This is a genomic window from Amycolatopsis sp. NPDC031561, assembly GCF_055580625.1.
Genome location: NZ_JBVILA010000019.1, coordinates 79,220 through 94,652, shown reverse-complemented (window position 1 = coordinate 94,652; position 15,433 = coordinate 79,220). Strand labels below are relative to the sequence as shown.

Annotated in this window: 12 protein-coding genes; 5 read left to right on the top strand and 7 right to left on the bottom strand. The window is 67.8% G+C overall.

The window, feature by feature from the left end:
- Positions 1-21 precede the first annotated feature (21 nt).
- The gene (locus ACZ5IK_RS30815) at positions 22-237 is read left to right on the top strand and encodes a hypothetical protein (RefSeq protein ID WP_465490913.1); all 216 of its coding nucleotides are present in this window, start codon (positions 22-24) and stop codon (positions 235-237) included.
- 118 nt (positions 238-355) lie between these two features.
- Here the strand turns inward: ACZ5IK_RS30815 and ACZ5IK_RS30810 are convergent, their stop codons facing one another.
- Positions 356-1,645 (bottom strand): FAD-dependent monooxygenase, encoded by a 1,290-nt coding sequence (locus tag ACZ5IK_RS30810; RefSeq protein WP_465490912.1) that lies wholly within the window; start codon positions 1,643-1,645, stop codon positions 356-358.
- Positions 1,646-1,805: 160 nt separating this feature from the next.
- On the opposite strand from ACZ5IK_RS30810, the gene ACZ5IK_RS30805 reads away from it, so the two are divergent.
- Positions 1,806-2,225 (top strand): histone-like nucleoid-structuring protein Lsr2, encoded by a 420-nt coding sequence (locus ACZ5IK_RS30805; RefSeq protein ID WP_465490911.1) that lies wholly within the window; start codon positions 1,806-1,808, stop codon positions 2,223-2,225.
- A gap of 129 nt (positions 2,226-2,354) precedes the next feature.
- Here the strand turns inward: ACZ5IK_RS30805 and ACZ5IK_RS30800 are convergent, their stop codons facing one another.
- The 3 genes from ACZ5IK_RS30800 to ACZ5IK_RS30790 are packed head-to-tail and all read right to left on the bottom strand — an operon-like array spanning position 2,355 to position 4,962.
- Entirely contained in the window at positions 2,355-2,672 is a 318-nt protein-coding gene (locus ACZ5IK_RS30800; RefSeq protein ID WP_465490910.1) for a hypothetical protein, read from the bottom strand.
- A gap of 59 nt (positions 2,673-2,731) precedes the next feature.
- Positions 2,732-3,892, bottom strand: coding sequence for an MFS transporter (locus tag ACZ5IK_RS30795; protein ID WP_465490909.1), 1,161 nt, complete (start codon positions 3,890-3,892; stop codon positions 2,732-2,734).
- The gene (locus tag ACZ5IK_RS30790) at positions 3,889-4,962 is read right to left on the bottom strand and encodes an alkene reductase (RefSeq protein ID WP_465490908.1); all 1,074 of its coding nucleotides are present in this window, start codon (positions 4,960-4,962) and stop codon (positions 3,889-3,891) included. The genes ACZ5IK_RS30795 and ACZ5IK_RS30790 overlap by 4 nt, the downstream gene beginning before the upstream one ends.
- 104 nt (positions 4,963-5,066) lie before the next feature.
- Between ACZ5IK_RS30790 and ACZ5IK_RS30785 the strand changes: the two genes are divergently transcribed.
- The gene (locus tag ACZ5IK_RS30785; protein ID WP_465490907.1) at positions 5,067-7,679 is read left to right on the top strand and encodes an AAA family ATPase; all 2,613 of its coding nucleotides are present in this window, start codon (positions 5,067-5,069) and stop codon (positions 7,677-7,679) included.
- 27 nt (positions 7,680-7,706) lie between these two features.
- On the opposite strand, the gene pip is transcribed toward ACZ5IK_RS30785, so the two are convergent.
- Positions 7,707-8,648 (bottom strand): prolyl aminopeptidase, encoded by a 942-nt coding sequence (gene pip, locus ACZ5IK_RS30780; RefSeq protein WP_465490906.1) that lies wholly within the window; start codon positions 8,646-8,648, stop codon positions 7,707-7,709.
- Positions 8,649-8,979: 331 nt separating this feature from the next.
- Between pip and ACZ5IK_RS30775 the strand changes: the two genes are divergently transcribed.
- Positions 8,980-11,649, top strand: coding sequence for an NACHT domain-containing protein (locus tag ACZ5IK_RS30775; RefSeq protein ID WP_465490905.1), 2,670 nt, complete (start codon positions 8,980-8,982; stop codon positions 11,647-11,649).
- Between the two features lie 43 nt (positions 11,650-11,692).
- On the opposite strand, the gene ACZ5IK_RS30770 is transcribed toward ACZ5IK_RS30775, so the two are convergent.
- Complete coding sequence (locus tag ACZ5IK_RS30770; RefSeq protein WP_465490904.1) at positions 11,693-12,082, bottom strand: MerR family transcriptional regulator; 390 nt, start codon at positions 12,080-12,082, stop codon at positions 11,693-11,695.
- 53 nt (positions 12,083-12,135) lie between these two features.
- Here ACZ5IK_RS30770 and ACZ5IK_RS30765 point away from each other — a divergent pair, with 53 nt between their 5' ends.
- On the top strand, positions 12,136-13,323 hold the full coding sequence (locus ACZ5IK_RS30765; RefSeq protein WP_465490903.1) for an MFS transporter: 1,188 nt from the start codon (positions 12,136-12,138) through the stop codon (positions 13,321-13,323).
- Between the two features lie 62 nt (positions 13,324-13,385).
- Here the strand turns inward: ACZ5IK_RS30765 and ACZ5IK_RS30760 are convergent, their stop codons facing one another.
- Positions 13,386-15,083: a DNA/RNA non-specific endonuclease gene (locus ACZ5IK_RS30760; protein WP_465490902.1), complete on the bottom strand. Its 1,698-nt coding sequence runs from the start codon at positions 15,081-15,083 to the stop codon at positions 13,386-13,388.
- Positions 15,084-15,433 lie beyond the last annotated feature (350 nt).

Here is a 15,433-nt window from a genome sequence, read left to right as displayed (position 1 = left end):
GCGCCGTTTCACGAGACCGTCATGGCATCCGGAACTCCCCTCGTGCTGCGCCCCAACCTGTATCTCCAGGCGCTGCTCGCCTACGCCAGTTCCATCGCGCAAGGATGGTTCACCGCCGCGCTGACCGGTCTCCTCCCGCCCTGGCAGCTCGACGGCCTCATCGAGGACTACGCCCACTACGCCAGAGGCGAAGCCGCCGAAGTACACACGTTCGCCCCCGTGGCGAACGCCGGTTGAAAGGCGGCTCCGATGATCTACCACTGCATTCGGTTCACCCTCAAGCCCGGCGTCACGGAGGAGGAAAGGGTGGCCGGTCTCGCGAAAATGGGCGAGCACATCAACGCCATCCCTTCGATCAAGTCGCGCGTCGTCGGGCCCGACTTCGGCGGGGAATTCGACTACGGCGGCGAGTGATCGTCGCGACGATGTCGGTGTCCTTCAGCTTCGCGCTGGGGGTGTGCGAGCTGAGACGGAGCACCGCGGGCCCGAGGATCGGCGTGGTGACGAGCCGCGTGATCACTTTGCGCCGACGTGCTTCACGCCGGTTGCCAGGAGTGAAGAAGCCGCGCTGGCCGAGCCCTGTCCGCAGGTAGCGTTCGATGTAGGGACGCAACACTTCTTCCCAGCGGCGTAAGGCTTCGCCGACGTCGTCCGGCCGTTCCTGGCGAAAGGTGGCCAGCAGGTCCGCGCCCGCCAGGCCGGCGGACACCCCGGTGCCCGCGTAGGCCGTCGCGCACCACGCCGAGTCGCCGACGAGTACGACCCGTCCGTTCGACCAGCGGTCCATGCGGACCTGTTCGGCGGAGTCGAACAGGACGTCGTCGGCCGATTCGAGCACGGCCAGCACACTGCCCAGCGTCGCCCCGAACGGTTCGGGGCCGAAGACCTCCCGCACCCGCTCGGCACACGGCCGGGTGAACTCGGCGTCGATGTCGTCGCTGCGGTAGGACAGCAGGATGGTCGGGTCCCGGTCCTCGAAGGCGAAGACCCAGACGGATCGGCCCAGTTCGATCATCGTGGCCCCTTCCCCGCGGGCGAGGCCTTCGGGGACGCCGGGGAATTCGTACGCGACCAGCATGTGCCCGAGGCGGCGCAGAAAGCGCCGATCGGGCCCGAATGCGAGTGAGCGCACCGCGGATCGCAGTCCGTCCGCCCCGACGACGAGGTCGAAGCGCTCGGTCACCGAGGTCCCGGCGGTCGTCGTGCGCAGTTCGACGTCCACCCCATCGGCGTCCTGGGCGATCGCCACCGGAACCGTGGAGAACCGGATCTCGACTTCGGCGGGCAGCGCGGCGTACGCCGCTTGCTCGATGTCGCCGCGGAGCATGAGCCAGGGGCTGCCCGGCAGATCCCGGAAACCCATTCCCGGCGATCTGCGGCCGCCGCGGTCGAGTTCGACGTGCGCGCCGCCGGACGCCCGATCGCGCAGGCCGTCGAGTATTCCCATCCGCCGCGCGGCGGTCTTGCCCGCGCCGAACAATCCGACGAAGTAACCGTTGGTGCGCCGGCCGGCGGCTCGCTCCACGATCACCGGCTGCCAGCCGATCTCGTGCAGCCGGAGCGCCGTGGCGATACCGCTGACCCCCAGCCCGACGATCAGGACGCGAGGGCGGGTCGGAACCGAAATGACAGCCTGCCTTTCCACTTCACGAGAGACACCGGAACGAAGGTGGCACCCTTGTACGAACACACCGATCTTGCGGCCGCGCAGGCTCGCCAGGCACCGCGCGGTGAACGACAGCTAGACTCATTGGCACTGCGCCAATCCGAACCGGCGTGAAATGACCTAGCGGAAGGCACTCTCGATGGTACAAAAGGTATCCGTTCAGATCGTCGACGACATCGACGGTGGCGAAGCCACCCAGACAGTGCCCTTCGCACTCGACGGCGTCACCTACGAGATCGACCTCTCCGACGACAACGCAGGCACCCTGCGCGACGAGCTCGAGCGCTTCATCGACGCCAGCAGGCGAATCGGCGGACGCAAAGTGAAGGTCGCAACCGGACAGTCCACCGTGGTCAGTGGTACGGCGAAGCCCACCGACCGGGAACGCAACCAGCAGGTCCGCGCCTGGGCCTCGGCCAACGGGTACGCGATCGCCGAACGCGGCCGTATTCCCAACGAAATCTACGAAGCGTTCGACAACGCCGAGTCGGCTCCCGTCGAACCGGTCGCCGAAGAGGCTCCCGTCAAGCGCAAGCGTGCACCTCGCAAGAAGTCCTGACCTCGGCAAGATCACGTCGCTCGTCCCTTCCCTGTCACTGCCGGGATAGGGACGAGCGATGATGTAAGCGCCGGATCCGAGTCCATAATGGACGTTCAGCAGCACGGTCGACAGTTGCCCCGGATGTGGCTACCCGTGCTCACGTCCGGGCAGTGGAGCTCCCCGGAGGAACTGCTCGTACCGCCGTCGAGCGTCGTCATCGATCTCTGGCGGCACGCGGCCGTACCGTCCATCGGTCCGGTCTCGCTTCGGACCGGAGACCCAGAACTCTTCTCCGGTCTCAATGTCGGAGAAGTTCCCGTCGACGCCTGGCCGGCGCCGCAGCGTTCGGCCGTGCAGGTACGCGGTCCTCCAGGTCTTGGAAAAACGGACCCAGGTGATCCACGACGGGCCACGATCGGTGTCATAGCCCGTCTTGAGCTGCACATACATGATCCGCCGCGCCATGCCCTCAGGGTAAACCGCCGCGGTGGCGCGCCGCACGGAGATTTCCCGCGAACCGGTCTTCAGAGAAGCGCGGCCAGTGCCGGACCGAACGCCGCCCCCAGCAAATAGGCGAGATTGAACAAGCCCATCCCCGCCGCGCGATGCGACCCGGCCGCGTCCCCGGCACGCACCGCGTAGACACCCTGGCCCGAGGCCGCCGCGAGCGAGGTCAGGGCCTGCGCGATCAGCAGTACGGCAGGGGAAACACTCACCCCGGCGAGCACCAGCGCGACGGCGGCGAGCGCAGGGAACAGCACCGCCACCGCCCGGAACGGGGCTTTCGCCGTCACCGCGACGACCACATAGGACATCAGCCCGCCGAACAGCAGCGGCCACAGGATGGCGAGCCCGACCTCGCCGCTGGTCCAGCCGGACTGCTCGGTCAACAGCCGCGGCAGCACGTACACCAGCCCGAAGTTGGCCACCGCCAGCGCGAACGCGAGCCCGGCCGCGATCAGGAAGACCGGCGTTCGCAAGAGCGCGGCGGGCACGAACCCGTCTGGCCGCGCCCGCAGGTGCCCGGCCAGCAGGACCGCGATGACGGCGACCGTGATGGCCGCGGACAGCCAGAAATGCGGCACGAGCACCAGGGCGGTGACCATCGCGGTCACGAGAATCGCGCCGGCCAGGTCGAAACGGGACGGCACGGCGGGCGTCACGTTTCGACCTGGCCGCAGGGCCGCGGGTACGCCGAGCAAGCTGAGTGCGGGCAGTGCCAGCGCCAGCTGCCAGCCGAGCGCGTCGCCGACCAGATCGGCGATCAACGGCGACGCCGAGCCGACCACCGCCAGCGACGAGGTGATCAGGCCCATCGCCTGCGCCGACCCGGCGAGGCTCATGGCCATCGTGGTGAAGCCGGCGGTACCGAGCCCCTGCAGGGCGCTACCGGCGATGAGCACCGGCAGCCACGGAACCGTCGCCACCGCGATGGCACCCGCCAGCACCAGCGCGGCGCAAGTGAGCAACGCGGTCCGGACGCCGCGATGGCTCTGCAGGCCGGCGAGCAGCGGCGTGCCGACGGCGATACCCCAGCCGAACGCCGTCACGATCCACGTCACCGTGGCGATTCCGGTGCCGAGGGCCGCGGCCGCGTCCGGCAGGATCAGCAACGGCCCGGCGATGCCGAACGACAGCGGACCGGCCAGCAAAGCCAGCCACGGCGCCGAAATCCGTGCGCTCATCGCTCGTCCATGGTGGGGTAGTCGGTGTAACCGCGGTGGTCGCCGCCGTAGAACGTCGAGGGATCGGCTGTGGTGAACGGGCCGCCGGTGGCGATCCGCGCGGGCAGGTCCGGGTTGGCCAGCCACAACTGGCCGAGGCTGATCGCGTCGGCGACGTCGTCCCGCAACGCGTCCGCGCCGTCCGCCGCGCTCGCCGGTTCCTCGCCCGTCGGGTGCGGGTTGAGGATGAGGGTGCCGGGCCACTCGGCGCGGATGAGCTTGGTGATGTCCCGCGTGCCGGACTCGGAGATGTGCACGTACGCCAGTCCTGCCGGGACGAGGGCGCGGATGAGCGCGGGATACAGCAGTTCGGTGTCGCTCTCTCGTATGCCGTTGAGGGTCGAGCCGGGTGACAGCCGGATGCCGGTGCGCTCCGGGCCGATCGCGTCGCCGACCGCCCGCGCCACCTCCACCGCGAACCGGAGGCGGTTCGCGATCGGGCCACCGTAGGCGTCGGTGCGCCGGTTGGTGTTGCCGGCGAGGAACTGGTGGATCAGGTAGCCACTGGCGCCGTGCAGTTCGACACCGTCGAATCCGGCCTCCATCGCCAGCCGCGCGGCGGCGACGAAATCGTCCACGGATCGGGCGATGTCCGCCAGCGTCATTTCCCGCGGTTCCGGATGGTCGAGCAGATCACCCGGGACGTACAGCTTTTCGCCCGACGCGATCGCCGACGGCGCCAGCGGCAGGGCACCGTCCGGGTAGAGGTACGGGTGCCCGATCCGGCCGGAGTGCATCAGCTGGACGAAGATCCGGCCGCCGCGCGAGTGCACGGCGTCGGTGACCACGCGCCACGCGGCGGCCTGCTCCGGTGTGTGCAGGCCGGGAGTGTCGATGTAGCCCTGACCGATGATGCTCGGCTGTGTACCTTCCGTGATGATCAGGCCGGCTCCGGCGCGCTGCGCGTAGTACTCGGCGGTCAGCCCGGTCACCCGGCCGCCTGTCGCGCGGCTGCGCGTCATCGGCGCCATGACCAGGCGGTTCGGCAGTGGCAGGGTGCCCGTGGAGTGCGGGGTCAGCAAAACGTTCATGCGGTGAACCTTCGTCCGGGCGAGCGGCCGCCGAATCGGTAAGGTTTCGGTACCGGGTACTGGGGTTCGGCCTACGTACCTCCCCCGCGGTTACGGAGGCTGGCGTGTTGTACGGCAGGGCCGGCGAGCAGGCGGCGATCGAAGCGCTGCTCGCGGCGGCTCGCGGCGGACGCAGCGGCTCGCTGGTGGTGCGAGGTGAGGCGGGCATCGGGAAGTCCGCGCTGCTGGACTGGGCGGACGAGGCCGCGGCCGGACTGCGCGTGCTACGGGTGACCGGGATCGAAGCCGAGGCCGACCTGGCGTTCGGCGGGCTGGTGCACTTGTTGTGGCCGCTCCAGGACCGGCTCGCCGCGCTGCCCGGTCCGCAGGCGGAGGCGTTGCGCGCTGTCCTGGATTCGGGCCGCACCAGCGGCCAGGACCGGTTCGTGACCGGGCTCGCCGTGCTCACCCTGCTCTCCGACCTCGGCGACGACGGTCCGATGCTGTGCCTGATCGACGACGCGCAGTGGCTGGATCGCGCGACCGCCGACGCGGTGCTGTTCGCCACCCGGCGCTTGGCCGCGGACCGCGTCGCGATGCTGTTCGGAGCGAGGGACACCGGTTTCACCGCACCGGATCTTCCCGAACTGCGCCCGGCGAGGCTCGATGCGGCAGACGCCGGTCGGCTGCTCGCCGAACGCGGGCTGACACCGCCGTCGCCGTCGCAGATATTCGAGGAATCGGCGGGTAATCCACTGGCATTGCTCGAATTCGCCGCCGCGCAACGGGAACACCACGTCGCCGCCGGACCGCTGCCGGTGGGCGACCGCGTGCTGGCGGGCTTCCGCGCGCAGATCAGCGCGCTGCCCTCGCGGACCCGGCTGATGATGCTCCTCGCGGCGGCCGAGGGACGCGGGCACCTGCCGACGCTGCTCGGTGCCGCCGAGGCGCTGGGCGTCGGGCTCGCCGATCTGGAACAGGCCGAGACCGCGCGGCTCCTGGACGTCACCGGAACGACGATCACCTTCCGGCACCCGCTGATCGGCACCGCCGCCTACCAGGGTGCCGTGCTCGCGCGCCGGGTCTCGGTGCACCAGGCGCTCGCCGAATCCACTTCGGACGCCGACTGCCGGGTCCGGCATCTCGCGGCCGCCACCACCGCTCCCGATGAGCGGGTCGCCGCCGAGATCGCCGGCTCGGCCGAACGAGCGCGGGCGCGTACGGCGTTCTCCGCGGCCGCCGGGTTGTACCGGCAAGCCGCGCAACTCACCGCCGAAACCGGGATGCGAGCGGCACGGCTGGGAGAGGCGGCCTCATTGGCACTCGCCGCCGGGCACGGAGAGCAGGCCGCCGAACTGGTCCGCGAGGCGGAGCCGCTGACCGAGGACACCAAGGCGCGCGCGGGCATGGCGCAGGTGCGTGCCGCCGTGGAGTTCGAACGGGGAGACGGGCGCGCGGCCGCGCGTCTGCTCGTCGAGCACGCCCGGTCCGCCGAACCCGCCGATGCGGTGGCGATGGTGCGCACCGGTGCCCGGTACGCCTGGTTCTCCGGCGACCGGGAAACCGTGCGCGCCGCGAACGACGCGCTGGACGGCACCGATCCGCTGGTACGGGGTATGGCCTGCCTGGTGGACGACGACTTCGCGACCGGATTGCCGCTGCTGGCCGAGTTCGTCGGGCGCGCTCCGAACTCCGATCTCGCCTGCACCTACAGCGCGATGATCCTCGGTGACGACACCACCACCAGGGAACTCGCGTCCGCCGAAGTGGCCCGCTGCCGACGTGACGGGCTGATCGGCGTACTCCCCCAGGTACTGCATGACCTCGCGGGCGCGCAGATTTCGGCCGGACTGCACCAGGACGCCGCCGCGTCGGTGGCCGAAGCGGCGCGGATCTCCCGCGACACCGGGTCGCACCGGCGGCTACCGCGGCTGAACGCCGTGATGGCGCGGATGGCGGCGATCGAAGGTGACGAGCGGCGCTGCCAGGAGCTGGCAGAAGCGACACCGGACGCCGGCGGTGCGGCGAGCACCGCCGCGCTCGCACTGCTCGACCTCGGCCTCGGCCGCTATCAGTCCACTTTGGACCGTCTGGAAACCGTGCAGCGCGGACCGCTCGCGTACACGACGGTGGTGATCACGGCCGCCGCGGACCAGCTGGAGGCGGCGGTGCGCCTGGGCGATCCAGGCCGGGCCGAACCCGCGTTCCACCGATTCGAAGCGTGGGCGACGGCGGGCGGACAGCCGTGGGCCCAGGCCGTGGCGGCGCGCTGCCGCGCCATTCTGGGCGACGACGAAGCGCATTACCTACGCGCACTGGAAATCCACACACCCGGCGAACGCCCCTTCGAACGAGCACGCACGGAATTGCTCTACGGCGAATGGCTGCGCCGAGCCAGACGTCGCAGTGACGCACGCGTTCCGCTGCGCTCGGCACTGGAGATCTTCTCGCGGCTGCACGCGAAACCGTGGGCCGACCGCGCGTCGATCGAACTCGAGGCCACGGGCGACTCCGGCCCGGCCGCCGAACCCACCGCCGAGAACCTGTTGGACCGCCTTACCCCACAAGAACTCCAGGTCGTCCGGCTGGCCGCGGACGGCGGTACGAGCCGCGAGATCGCCGCACAGTTGTTCCTCAGCCCGCGTACCGTCGAACACCACCTGTACCGGGCGTTCCCGAAACTCGGCGTGCGGACGCGCCGGGAGCTGTCCCGATTGGACCTCGGCCGAGTGTGCTGACCTGGCTGTGCGGCAACCCCGGATGAGCTAGTCGCGGAACCGATCCGTCGCCTCCAGCAACGCGGCCAGGATGCCGGGCTCGTCGTACACGTGCCCGGCACCCGGCACGATCACCAGCTCCGACTCCGGCCACGCCTTGTGCAGGTCCCACGCGGAAATCGCGGGCGTGGCGAGGTCGTATCGCCCCTGCACGATCACGCCGGGAATGTCCTTCAAGGCGTCAGCGTCCCGGATCAGCTGCCCCTCCTCGAGCCACCCGTTGTTCACGAAGTAGTGGTTCTCGATCCGCGCGAACGCCAGCGCGTATTCCGGATCGGCGAATTCCGCCACATGTTCGGGCCTGGGAAGCAGTGTCACCGTCGCGGCCTCCCAGGTACTCCACGCGACAGCGGCCGGCCCGTGCACCTCGGGGTCGGGGTCGGCGAGCAGCTTCGCGTACAGCTCGACGGGATCGCCGTCGAGCCCGGCGATCGGCGCCGTGAACTTCTCCCACAAGTCCGGGAAGACGTGCGCCGTGCCACCCCGGTAGTACCAGTCCACTTCGGACGAACGCAGCGTGAAGATCCCGCGCAGCACCAGCTCTGACACGCGTTCCGGGTGCTTCTCGGCGTACGCCAACGCCAGCGTCGACCCCCAGGACCCGCCGAACACCTGCCACCGCGAGACGCCCAGCGACTCCCGCAGGCGCTCGATGTCGTCGACGAGATGCCAGGTCGTGTTCAACGAAAGATCGCCCGACGCCGAAGCGTGCGGCAGCGACCGCCCGCACCCGCGCTGGTCGAACAGGACGATCCGATAGGCGGACGGGTCGAACAGCTTGCGGTGCGACGGTGAGCAACCGCCGCCGGGACCTCCGTGCAGGAACACCACAGGCTTACCGTCGGGGTTGCCGCATTCCTCCCAGTACACGAGGTTGCCGTCACCGGTGTCCAGGTGGCCTGACGCGTGGGGCTCGATCTCCGGATACATGAGCCTATCGTCGTTCATATGGCGCGGTTCTCGGACGAGACGTCGACCACTAGGACGCTCCGGCGGCAGCCTGACCGCTCCGGTCGCCCGGTTGAAAAGTCTTCAGCAGGGCTGTCAAGCTCACCGTGCTGGCGTGTTCCCTGAATGTGTATGAGTCTCAGCGCCTGCGCTGGTATCTGAAGCACTGTCTTCGAGCGCAGTTCGGCGCCCCACGAGCACCGCCACTGCGTGACTTGTCGAGGTGGATCGCTCAAGGCGGCGATTTAGTGCTTCTAGGTTAACTCACCCGTGTCAGGAGTCCCGGATCGTATGGATGGGCTTGGATGAGCTCATGTCGATTGAAACCGCGTTGATTACGCTTGGCACCGTGGCTGTGCGGACAGCCACCAAGCTGTGGCTCGGTGAACACAAAGTTGCCTCGGAGGTCGGGGGCGCCTTGGTCGATCAGCTGTCCGGGCAGCTCACGAAGGAGCGGGACCGGCGCAGGTTCGCGCGCCTCTTGGACAACTTTGCGGAGGCCGTGGTCGACAGGATCGAGCCGATCCTCGACGCCGAGTTCCGATCGCTCCCGGAGAACGAAAAGCTCGCTGCGGTCGAGGCCGTGCGCAACACTTTCGAAGACGCGTCGCTCGACGACGCCGACCTGTTCGCGGCCGACCTCGACGCCGGGCACCTGGACCGGGCGATTCGGCGCCGGGTCTCGTCGCGGACCACCTTGCTGTCGGCGGACGGAACCGCGTTGCACGACCTGTTGCTGCGCGAGTGCTGTGGCTACGTCATCGAGATTTCCCGCGGTTTGCCAGCATTCTCGGCGAACGCTTTGACCGAGGTGTTACGGCGCGACCGCGAAATGCTCGATGGCATCCGTGAGGTACTGGCACGCCTGCCGCAGCGCGATCGCGAGGCTGGCTTCGACTACGACTACCGCCAGCTCGTTGCTCGGAAGTTCGACCAAGTCGAGATGTTCGGCGTGACCCTGGGCGACGCGAGCCGCCGATACCCGCTCTCCGTGGCCTACATCGGCCTGACCGCTACCAGCGATGTATCCGGCCCTGTGCGACGTGTCGAGGGTCTGTTGGCGAATGCGCAGCGGGTCTTTATCCGCGGTGACGCGGGATTGGGCAAGACCACTCTGCTGCAGTGGGTCGCCGTGCGCAGCGCCCAGGGCGACTTCCCTGAGCAACTGGCGGGGTGGAACGGGACAGTCCCCTTCTTCATTCCACTCCGCCGTTACGCCGGCCGCGAGCTTCCCGGGCCAGCGCAGTTCCTCGACGAAGGCGGCAGGTACGTCGCCGATTCGATGCCGCCGGGATACGTCCTCGAAAAACTACGTGACGGCAGCGCGGTCCTGCTGGTCGACGGCGTGGACGAGCTGGTTGCGGACCGCCGGGACGAGGCACGCACTTGGCTGCGCGATCTCGTCCACGCGTTCCCCCGGATCAGGATGATCGTCACATCTCGCCCCGCAGGTACCGACCCCCAGTGGCTGGCCGACGCGGGGTTCGAGGTGCTGGACCTACAGCCCATGAGCCGCGGCGACGTCCGACGATTCGTCGGCCGCTGGCACAATGCCATGCGGTCGACTCGCGCTGACGACGAGTCGCACCGAGCTCTCGATGACTACGAGGTGCGGTTGCTGGAGCAGCTGGAAAGCCGTGGCCACCTGCGCAAGCTGGCCGGATACCCACTGTTGTGCGCCTTGCTGTGCGCCCTGCACCAGGACCGCCGGGCGACGCTGCCCAGCAACCGCATGGAACTGTATGACGTGGCACTGCAAATGCTGCTGGAGCGCCGCGACGTCGAACGGCGGATCTCGTCCATCGAAGGGCTGGGGCGCACCGAGAAGACGTTGCTGCTGGCCGACCTCGCCTACTGGCTCATCCGCAACGGCTATGCCGACGCTGAGGAGCCACGCGTCCTTTACCGCATCTCTCAGCGGCTTCACCAGATGCCGCAGGTCAGGGCAGGCAACCAGGATGTCTACCGCCACTTGCTGGAACGGTCGGGCCTGCTTCGCCAGCCGGTGCAGGGCCGGATCGACTTTATCCACCGAACTTTCCAGGAGTACTTGGCGGCGCAGGATGCGATGAACACTGACGACGTCGGCACAGTCGTCCAGAATGCGCACCTCGACCAGTGGCACGAGGTCGTGGTGATGTCGGTCGGACATGCGTCCCAGAAGCAACGCGAGGAGTTACTGACACGCCTGCTCGAACGAGGCGATCTGCACTTGCTAGTGCTGGCTTCCCTGGAGACCGCGCCTGAACTGAGCGGTGACCTGCGGCGGGAGATCCAGGTCAAGACGGCGCGGCTGCTTCCGCCGGCCTCGATGGCCCAGGCCCAGAAAGTCGCGGCTGCCGGCGAGTACGTGCTTGACCTGCTTGCGGCATGCCAGCCGCAAACCATCGACGAGATTACCGCCACCATGCGGGCACTGGCCGAGACCAGGCTCGAAGAAGCGCTACCGCTACTCGCGAAGTTCGCTTCCGATCCTCGCCCACGCGTGGCCGAAGAACTCCTCCGCTGCACGTCACGATTCGACGAACGCGCGTTCGGCGAGGCGGTACTGGCGAAGTCGTCCCGGACCAGCCTGCAAGTGAAGTGCGCTCTTGACCTTGTTCCAGCGCAGTACATGAAATCGCTCAAGCAACTGGAGCTCGTCTACTTCGACTCAGACGCCGACTCAGACGCCGTACTCGCGGACAAGTATGGCTCTCTACAACAAGTATCAGACCTGAGACTCTGCGGGTGGCCACAAGAAAAGCTGTGGATGATCGGGACAAAGTTTCGGCTGGAAACCCTGAGTCTCCGCTTTATGGAGCTGGCCGACCTCACTTGCCTGACTTTTACGGAGTCGATTGAAGAACTTAGGATCGAAGGCGGAGAATTGCTTTCATTTGCCGGCGCCGAACGGCTCCTGAAATCCCTGAAGACGGTTTCGATCACAGGGTGCCCTAGTGCTTCAGAGGCGTTGCAACGTTTTACTATCGATAGCGCTTGAAAGAATTGTCTCAGGCCGAGTCGCTTTGTGCGTGCCGATTCGTTCACCCGCCTAGCGATGCCCGTGCCTGGCGGGTGACGTCGGCCGGAGCCGCCGCGATGACGTCGTTGAGCGCGTCCATGGAGGCTTGAAGATCGCTGATGCCCTGAGCGATGCGGTCGCGCTCCTGGAGAAGATCGGCGAGCAGGTCCGAACAAGTCGGGACGAGACGGTCTCCGGTATCCCGCAGGCACGGCAGGACCGTGGTGATCGTCGAAGTGCCCAGACCGGCGGCCAGCAGGCTGCGGACCCGGCGGACGACGGCGACGTCCTCATCGACGTACTCGCGGTAACCACTGGGGCGCCGCTGCGGGTGGAGCAGCCCCTGTTCCTCGTAGTAGCGCAACAGATGCACGGCCACACCGGTCCGCCGGGACAACTCACCGATGCGCACGTGGACCTCCCGACTTGACTCTCATATCGATGTGAGAGTTTAGCGTCTGCGGCATGAAGGTGAACAAGGGTTTCGCGACGCTCGGCGCATTGTCCGCGAGCGTCTTCGTCGTAGGTACCTCGGAGTACCTGATCGCCGGGCTGCTGCCCCAAGTCGGCGAGGATCTGGACGTCTCGGTGGGCACCGCCGGGCAGGCGGTGACCGCCTACGCGCTCGGAGTCGTGATCGGCGGACCCCTCATGGCCCTGCTGACCTCACGTCTGCCGCGTAAGGGGCTCGCCATCGGACTGATGCTGCTGTTCGCCGCGGGGAGCGCGATCAGCGCTGTGGCGTCGTCGTTCGGTCTGCTCCTGGCAGGTCGTGTCATGTCTTCGCTCAGTCACGCCGCTTTTCTTTCCTTGGCGCTGATAGCGGCGACCCGGGTGGTGCCGGCCGAGAAGACCGGAACGGCCATCGCCACCGTGGTCTCCGGATTCACCGCGGCCACGCTCCTCGGAGTGCCGCTGGGGGCGCTGCTCGGGCAGAGTGCCGGATGGCGGGCCCCCTTCGTCGTGCTGACCGTTCTGTCCCTGGCGGGCACCATGCTTCTGGCCGCCGTGCTACCCCGGCAGGAGGCGCCGTCCACACGACTGCGTGACGAGATACGCGTAGTGGCACGTCGGCCGGTCGTGCTCGCCATTCTCACCACCGCGGTGGGCTTCTCCGGAGTGGCCACGGTGTTCACCTACATCGCCCCGCTGACCCGTGTCTCCGGCTTCTCCCCCGCGGCGGTTTCCGGTCTGCTACTGGCCTACGGTGCGGGCAGTTTCCTCGGCAACCTCACGGCCGGAAGGCTGACGGACAAGTCGCTGAACGCCACCGTACGCGGAGTTTTCGGCGGACTGACGGGAACGCTCTTGCTCATCCCGTTCGCCGTGGTCTGGCAGCCCACCGCCGTGGCGGCCGTCCTCGTGCTCGGCCTGCTCGCCACCGCGACCATCGCCCCGCTTCAGGGAATGATCCTGCGACACGCGGGCGCCGCGCCCAACCTGGCGGTCTCCCTCAACGTGGGCGCCTTCAACCTCGGCGCCGCGGCGGGCTCGATCATCGGCGGCGCGATCGTCGCCGCCGACGCTCTGCGGTGGACCGGCCTGGCGGGCGCGGCACTGAGCCTGACCGGCTTGGCCCTGACCTGTCTCGTGCTACCCCGGACACGGAGGCCGGCGAACGAGGCCGGACGCGAAGCCTCGATCGCCGCTTGATCCCCTGCCCCACCGCGCCGGAACATGGACCGGACGCGCTCGCCGGTCGTCGCCCAGCCGTCCTACGAACCCTTGCACTTGCCTGAAGCGGTGCCCTCCGGGGTGTTCGCGACCGTGATCCGGCAAGACAGCCCACGACTTCCGTCGACCTCGATGAGGACGCTGTCCGGCACCGGCGTGTGCGGGTTCGGGTAATGGGCGATCGCTCGATACCAGACCTTCTCGTGGGCATCGACATGTTTGCGCACCGTCGTCTCGACGTTGTGCAGCATCCCGGGATTGTTCGCCCGGGAGTGCATCGCCACCACGTTGTCGATCATGCGCGAACCCCAGAACAGGTCAGCCACCAAGTGACCCTTGACCATTCCGGAGATCTTGTCGTGCGGTTCCTCCGGCTTCGGCCCGCGCGGACGCCGCAGAGCGGTCAGGCATACCGCTCCACCGATCGCCCTGCCGTCTTCGTAAACCTTCCCGTTGACGCTGGCGGGCTCGACGGCCGCGGGGAAGAACTGATTGACCGGTGTCCCGGGTGGGCACGGGTCATGGCACGGCTCACCGGCCGGCGACGCGAGTCCGACGCATTCCTCGCCCCCGCGACGTTGTTCGGCGAGTTCTTCGCGCACCCGATCTTTGAGCTTCTCCACGTCTGGTTTGATCAGAGCACGGGCTTGGAGTTCGCCCTTGGCTTGGATGAACGTGATCGGCTTGACCTTCTTGGCCGCCTCCATCAGCGTGTAGATCGCGGTCCACTCGAGGTCGTCGTGAACGCAAGAAATGGTGCCGACCCTGGTGGCGGGTAGTTGGCCGGTCGTGCGGCATTCACCGGCCGGGATGCCGTCGATCGTCATGTCGAGCCGGACATCGGCGGTCACCGGTCCGACGACGCGACCTGCCGGCGAGGACGCCTTCACCTTGACGGCCACCGTGCACGCCAGTGCTTCGCAGTCGGTGAACCGGGCATTCGCGTCGACCTCGAACAACACGCTGGCGTCGATCGCGACTTCAAGGTTTCCTACCTCGGCAACCAGTTTTTCGTACACTCCGATGACGCGCGACTTACCCGGGTACGACAGCTCCAGGCGGACCTTTCCGGGCTGGTGCGCTCCCGTTCCCGCTCCCCCACCCACGGGGAGCGACGGCATACCGGGAAGAGTCGGCGCACCGGGCGGCAGGGTGGGGAGCGGCGGTACGGCAGGTGTGGATGCCGCATCGCCGAATCGGAGGACGTGGTGGGGCGCGTCCTTGGTGATGAACAGGTCGCCGTCCGGGGTGGCGACCTTCAGCGCGGGAGTGCCGTCGACGGGCTCCTCGACGTGTGGGAACTCCGTGGTTCGATTCAGTGCGGCACGAATCCGGCTGGCAAGTTCGGGCGGCGACATCACGTCGCCCATGGCCGCGCCGAGCGGACCATCGCCGATCCCGGCGCGGCTCGAAGCAGCCCTACGGTGGCTCCCGCCGACTGCCCGCAGCTCCCGCCCTGTTCGCGTGGGTCGGGTTCGTCGTGAGTGGCGTTTCGGGTTCTGTTGAGGGGCAAGACAAAGGTGGCGGACTAGAGCCTCTGTGATGAAAGAACCCGTCGCTGGCTTCAAGGTCGAGAGGTGGCCTTCGCGGCATGGTTCTGGATCGGCCCGCGGGCGCCAGTCGTTCCCTGAGTGTCCACAAGGGACACGTTCCGACAGCTGAATGTCCGATTGATGGCTAGATATGCGTTTTTCGAGAGGGTCGTGAGTGATAAAGAGGCTTAGAACCCGCATTGCCACTCACGACCCCCTTGCAAAGCGTACATATGGGCATCAATCGGACATTCAGCCGTCAGGGAATGTCCCGTGTGGACAGTCAGGGTGTGGCCGGTCCAGATCAGCGATGCCGAAGGCTCCCTTCGCCGCATCGGACGCGGTGAAAGGAGCCCTCAGTCCGGCACGGCCCGCCCGCGAACACAACACGTTTGCCCTTCCCCTCAATAACCCGAAACGCCACTCACGACCAAGAGGCCACCGTGAGGGTCACACCAGCTTTTCCGGGGTGTCGCGAAAGCCACTTTCGCGACGTCTGATGTCCCGAAAGTGGCTTTCGCGACACCCGGGTTCTCTTGAGGGGTAATGCAAACGTG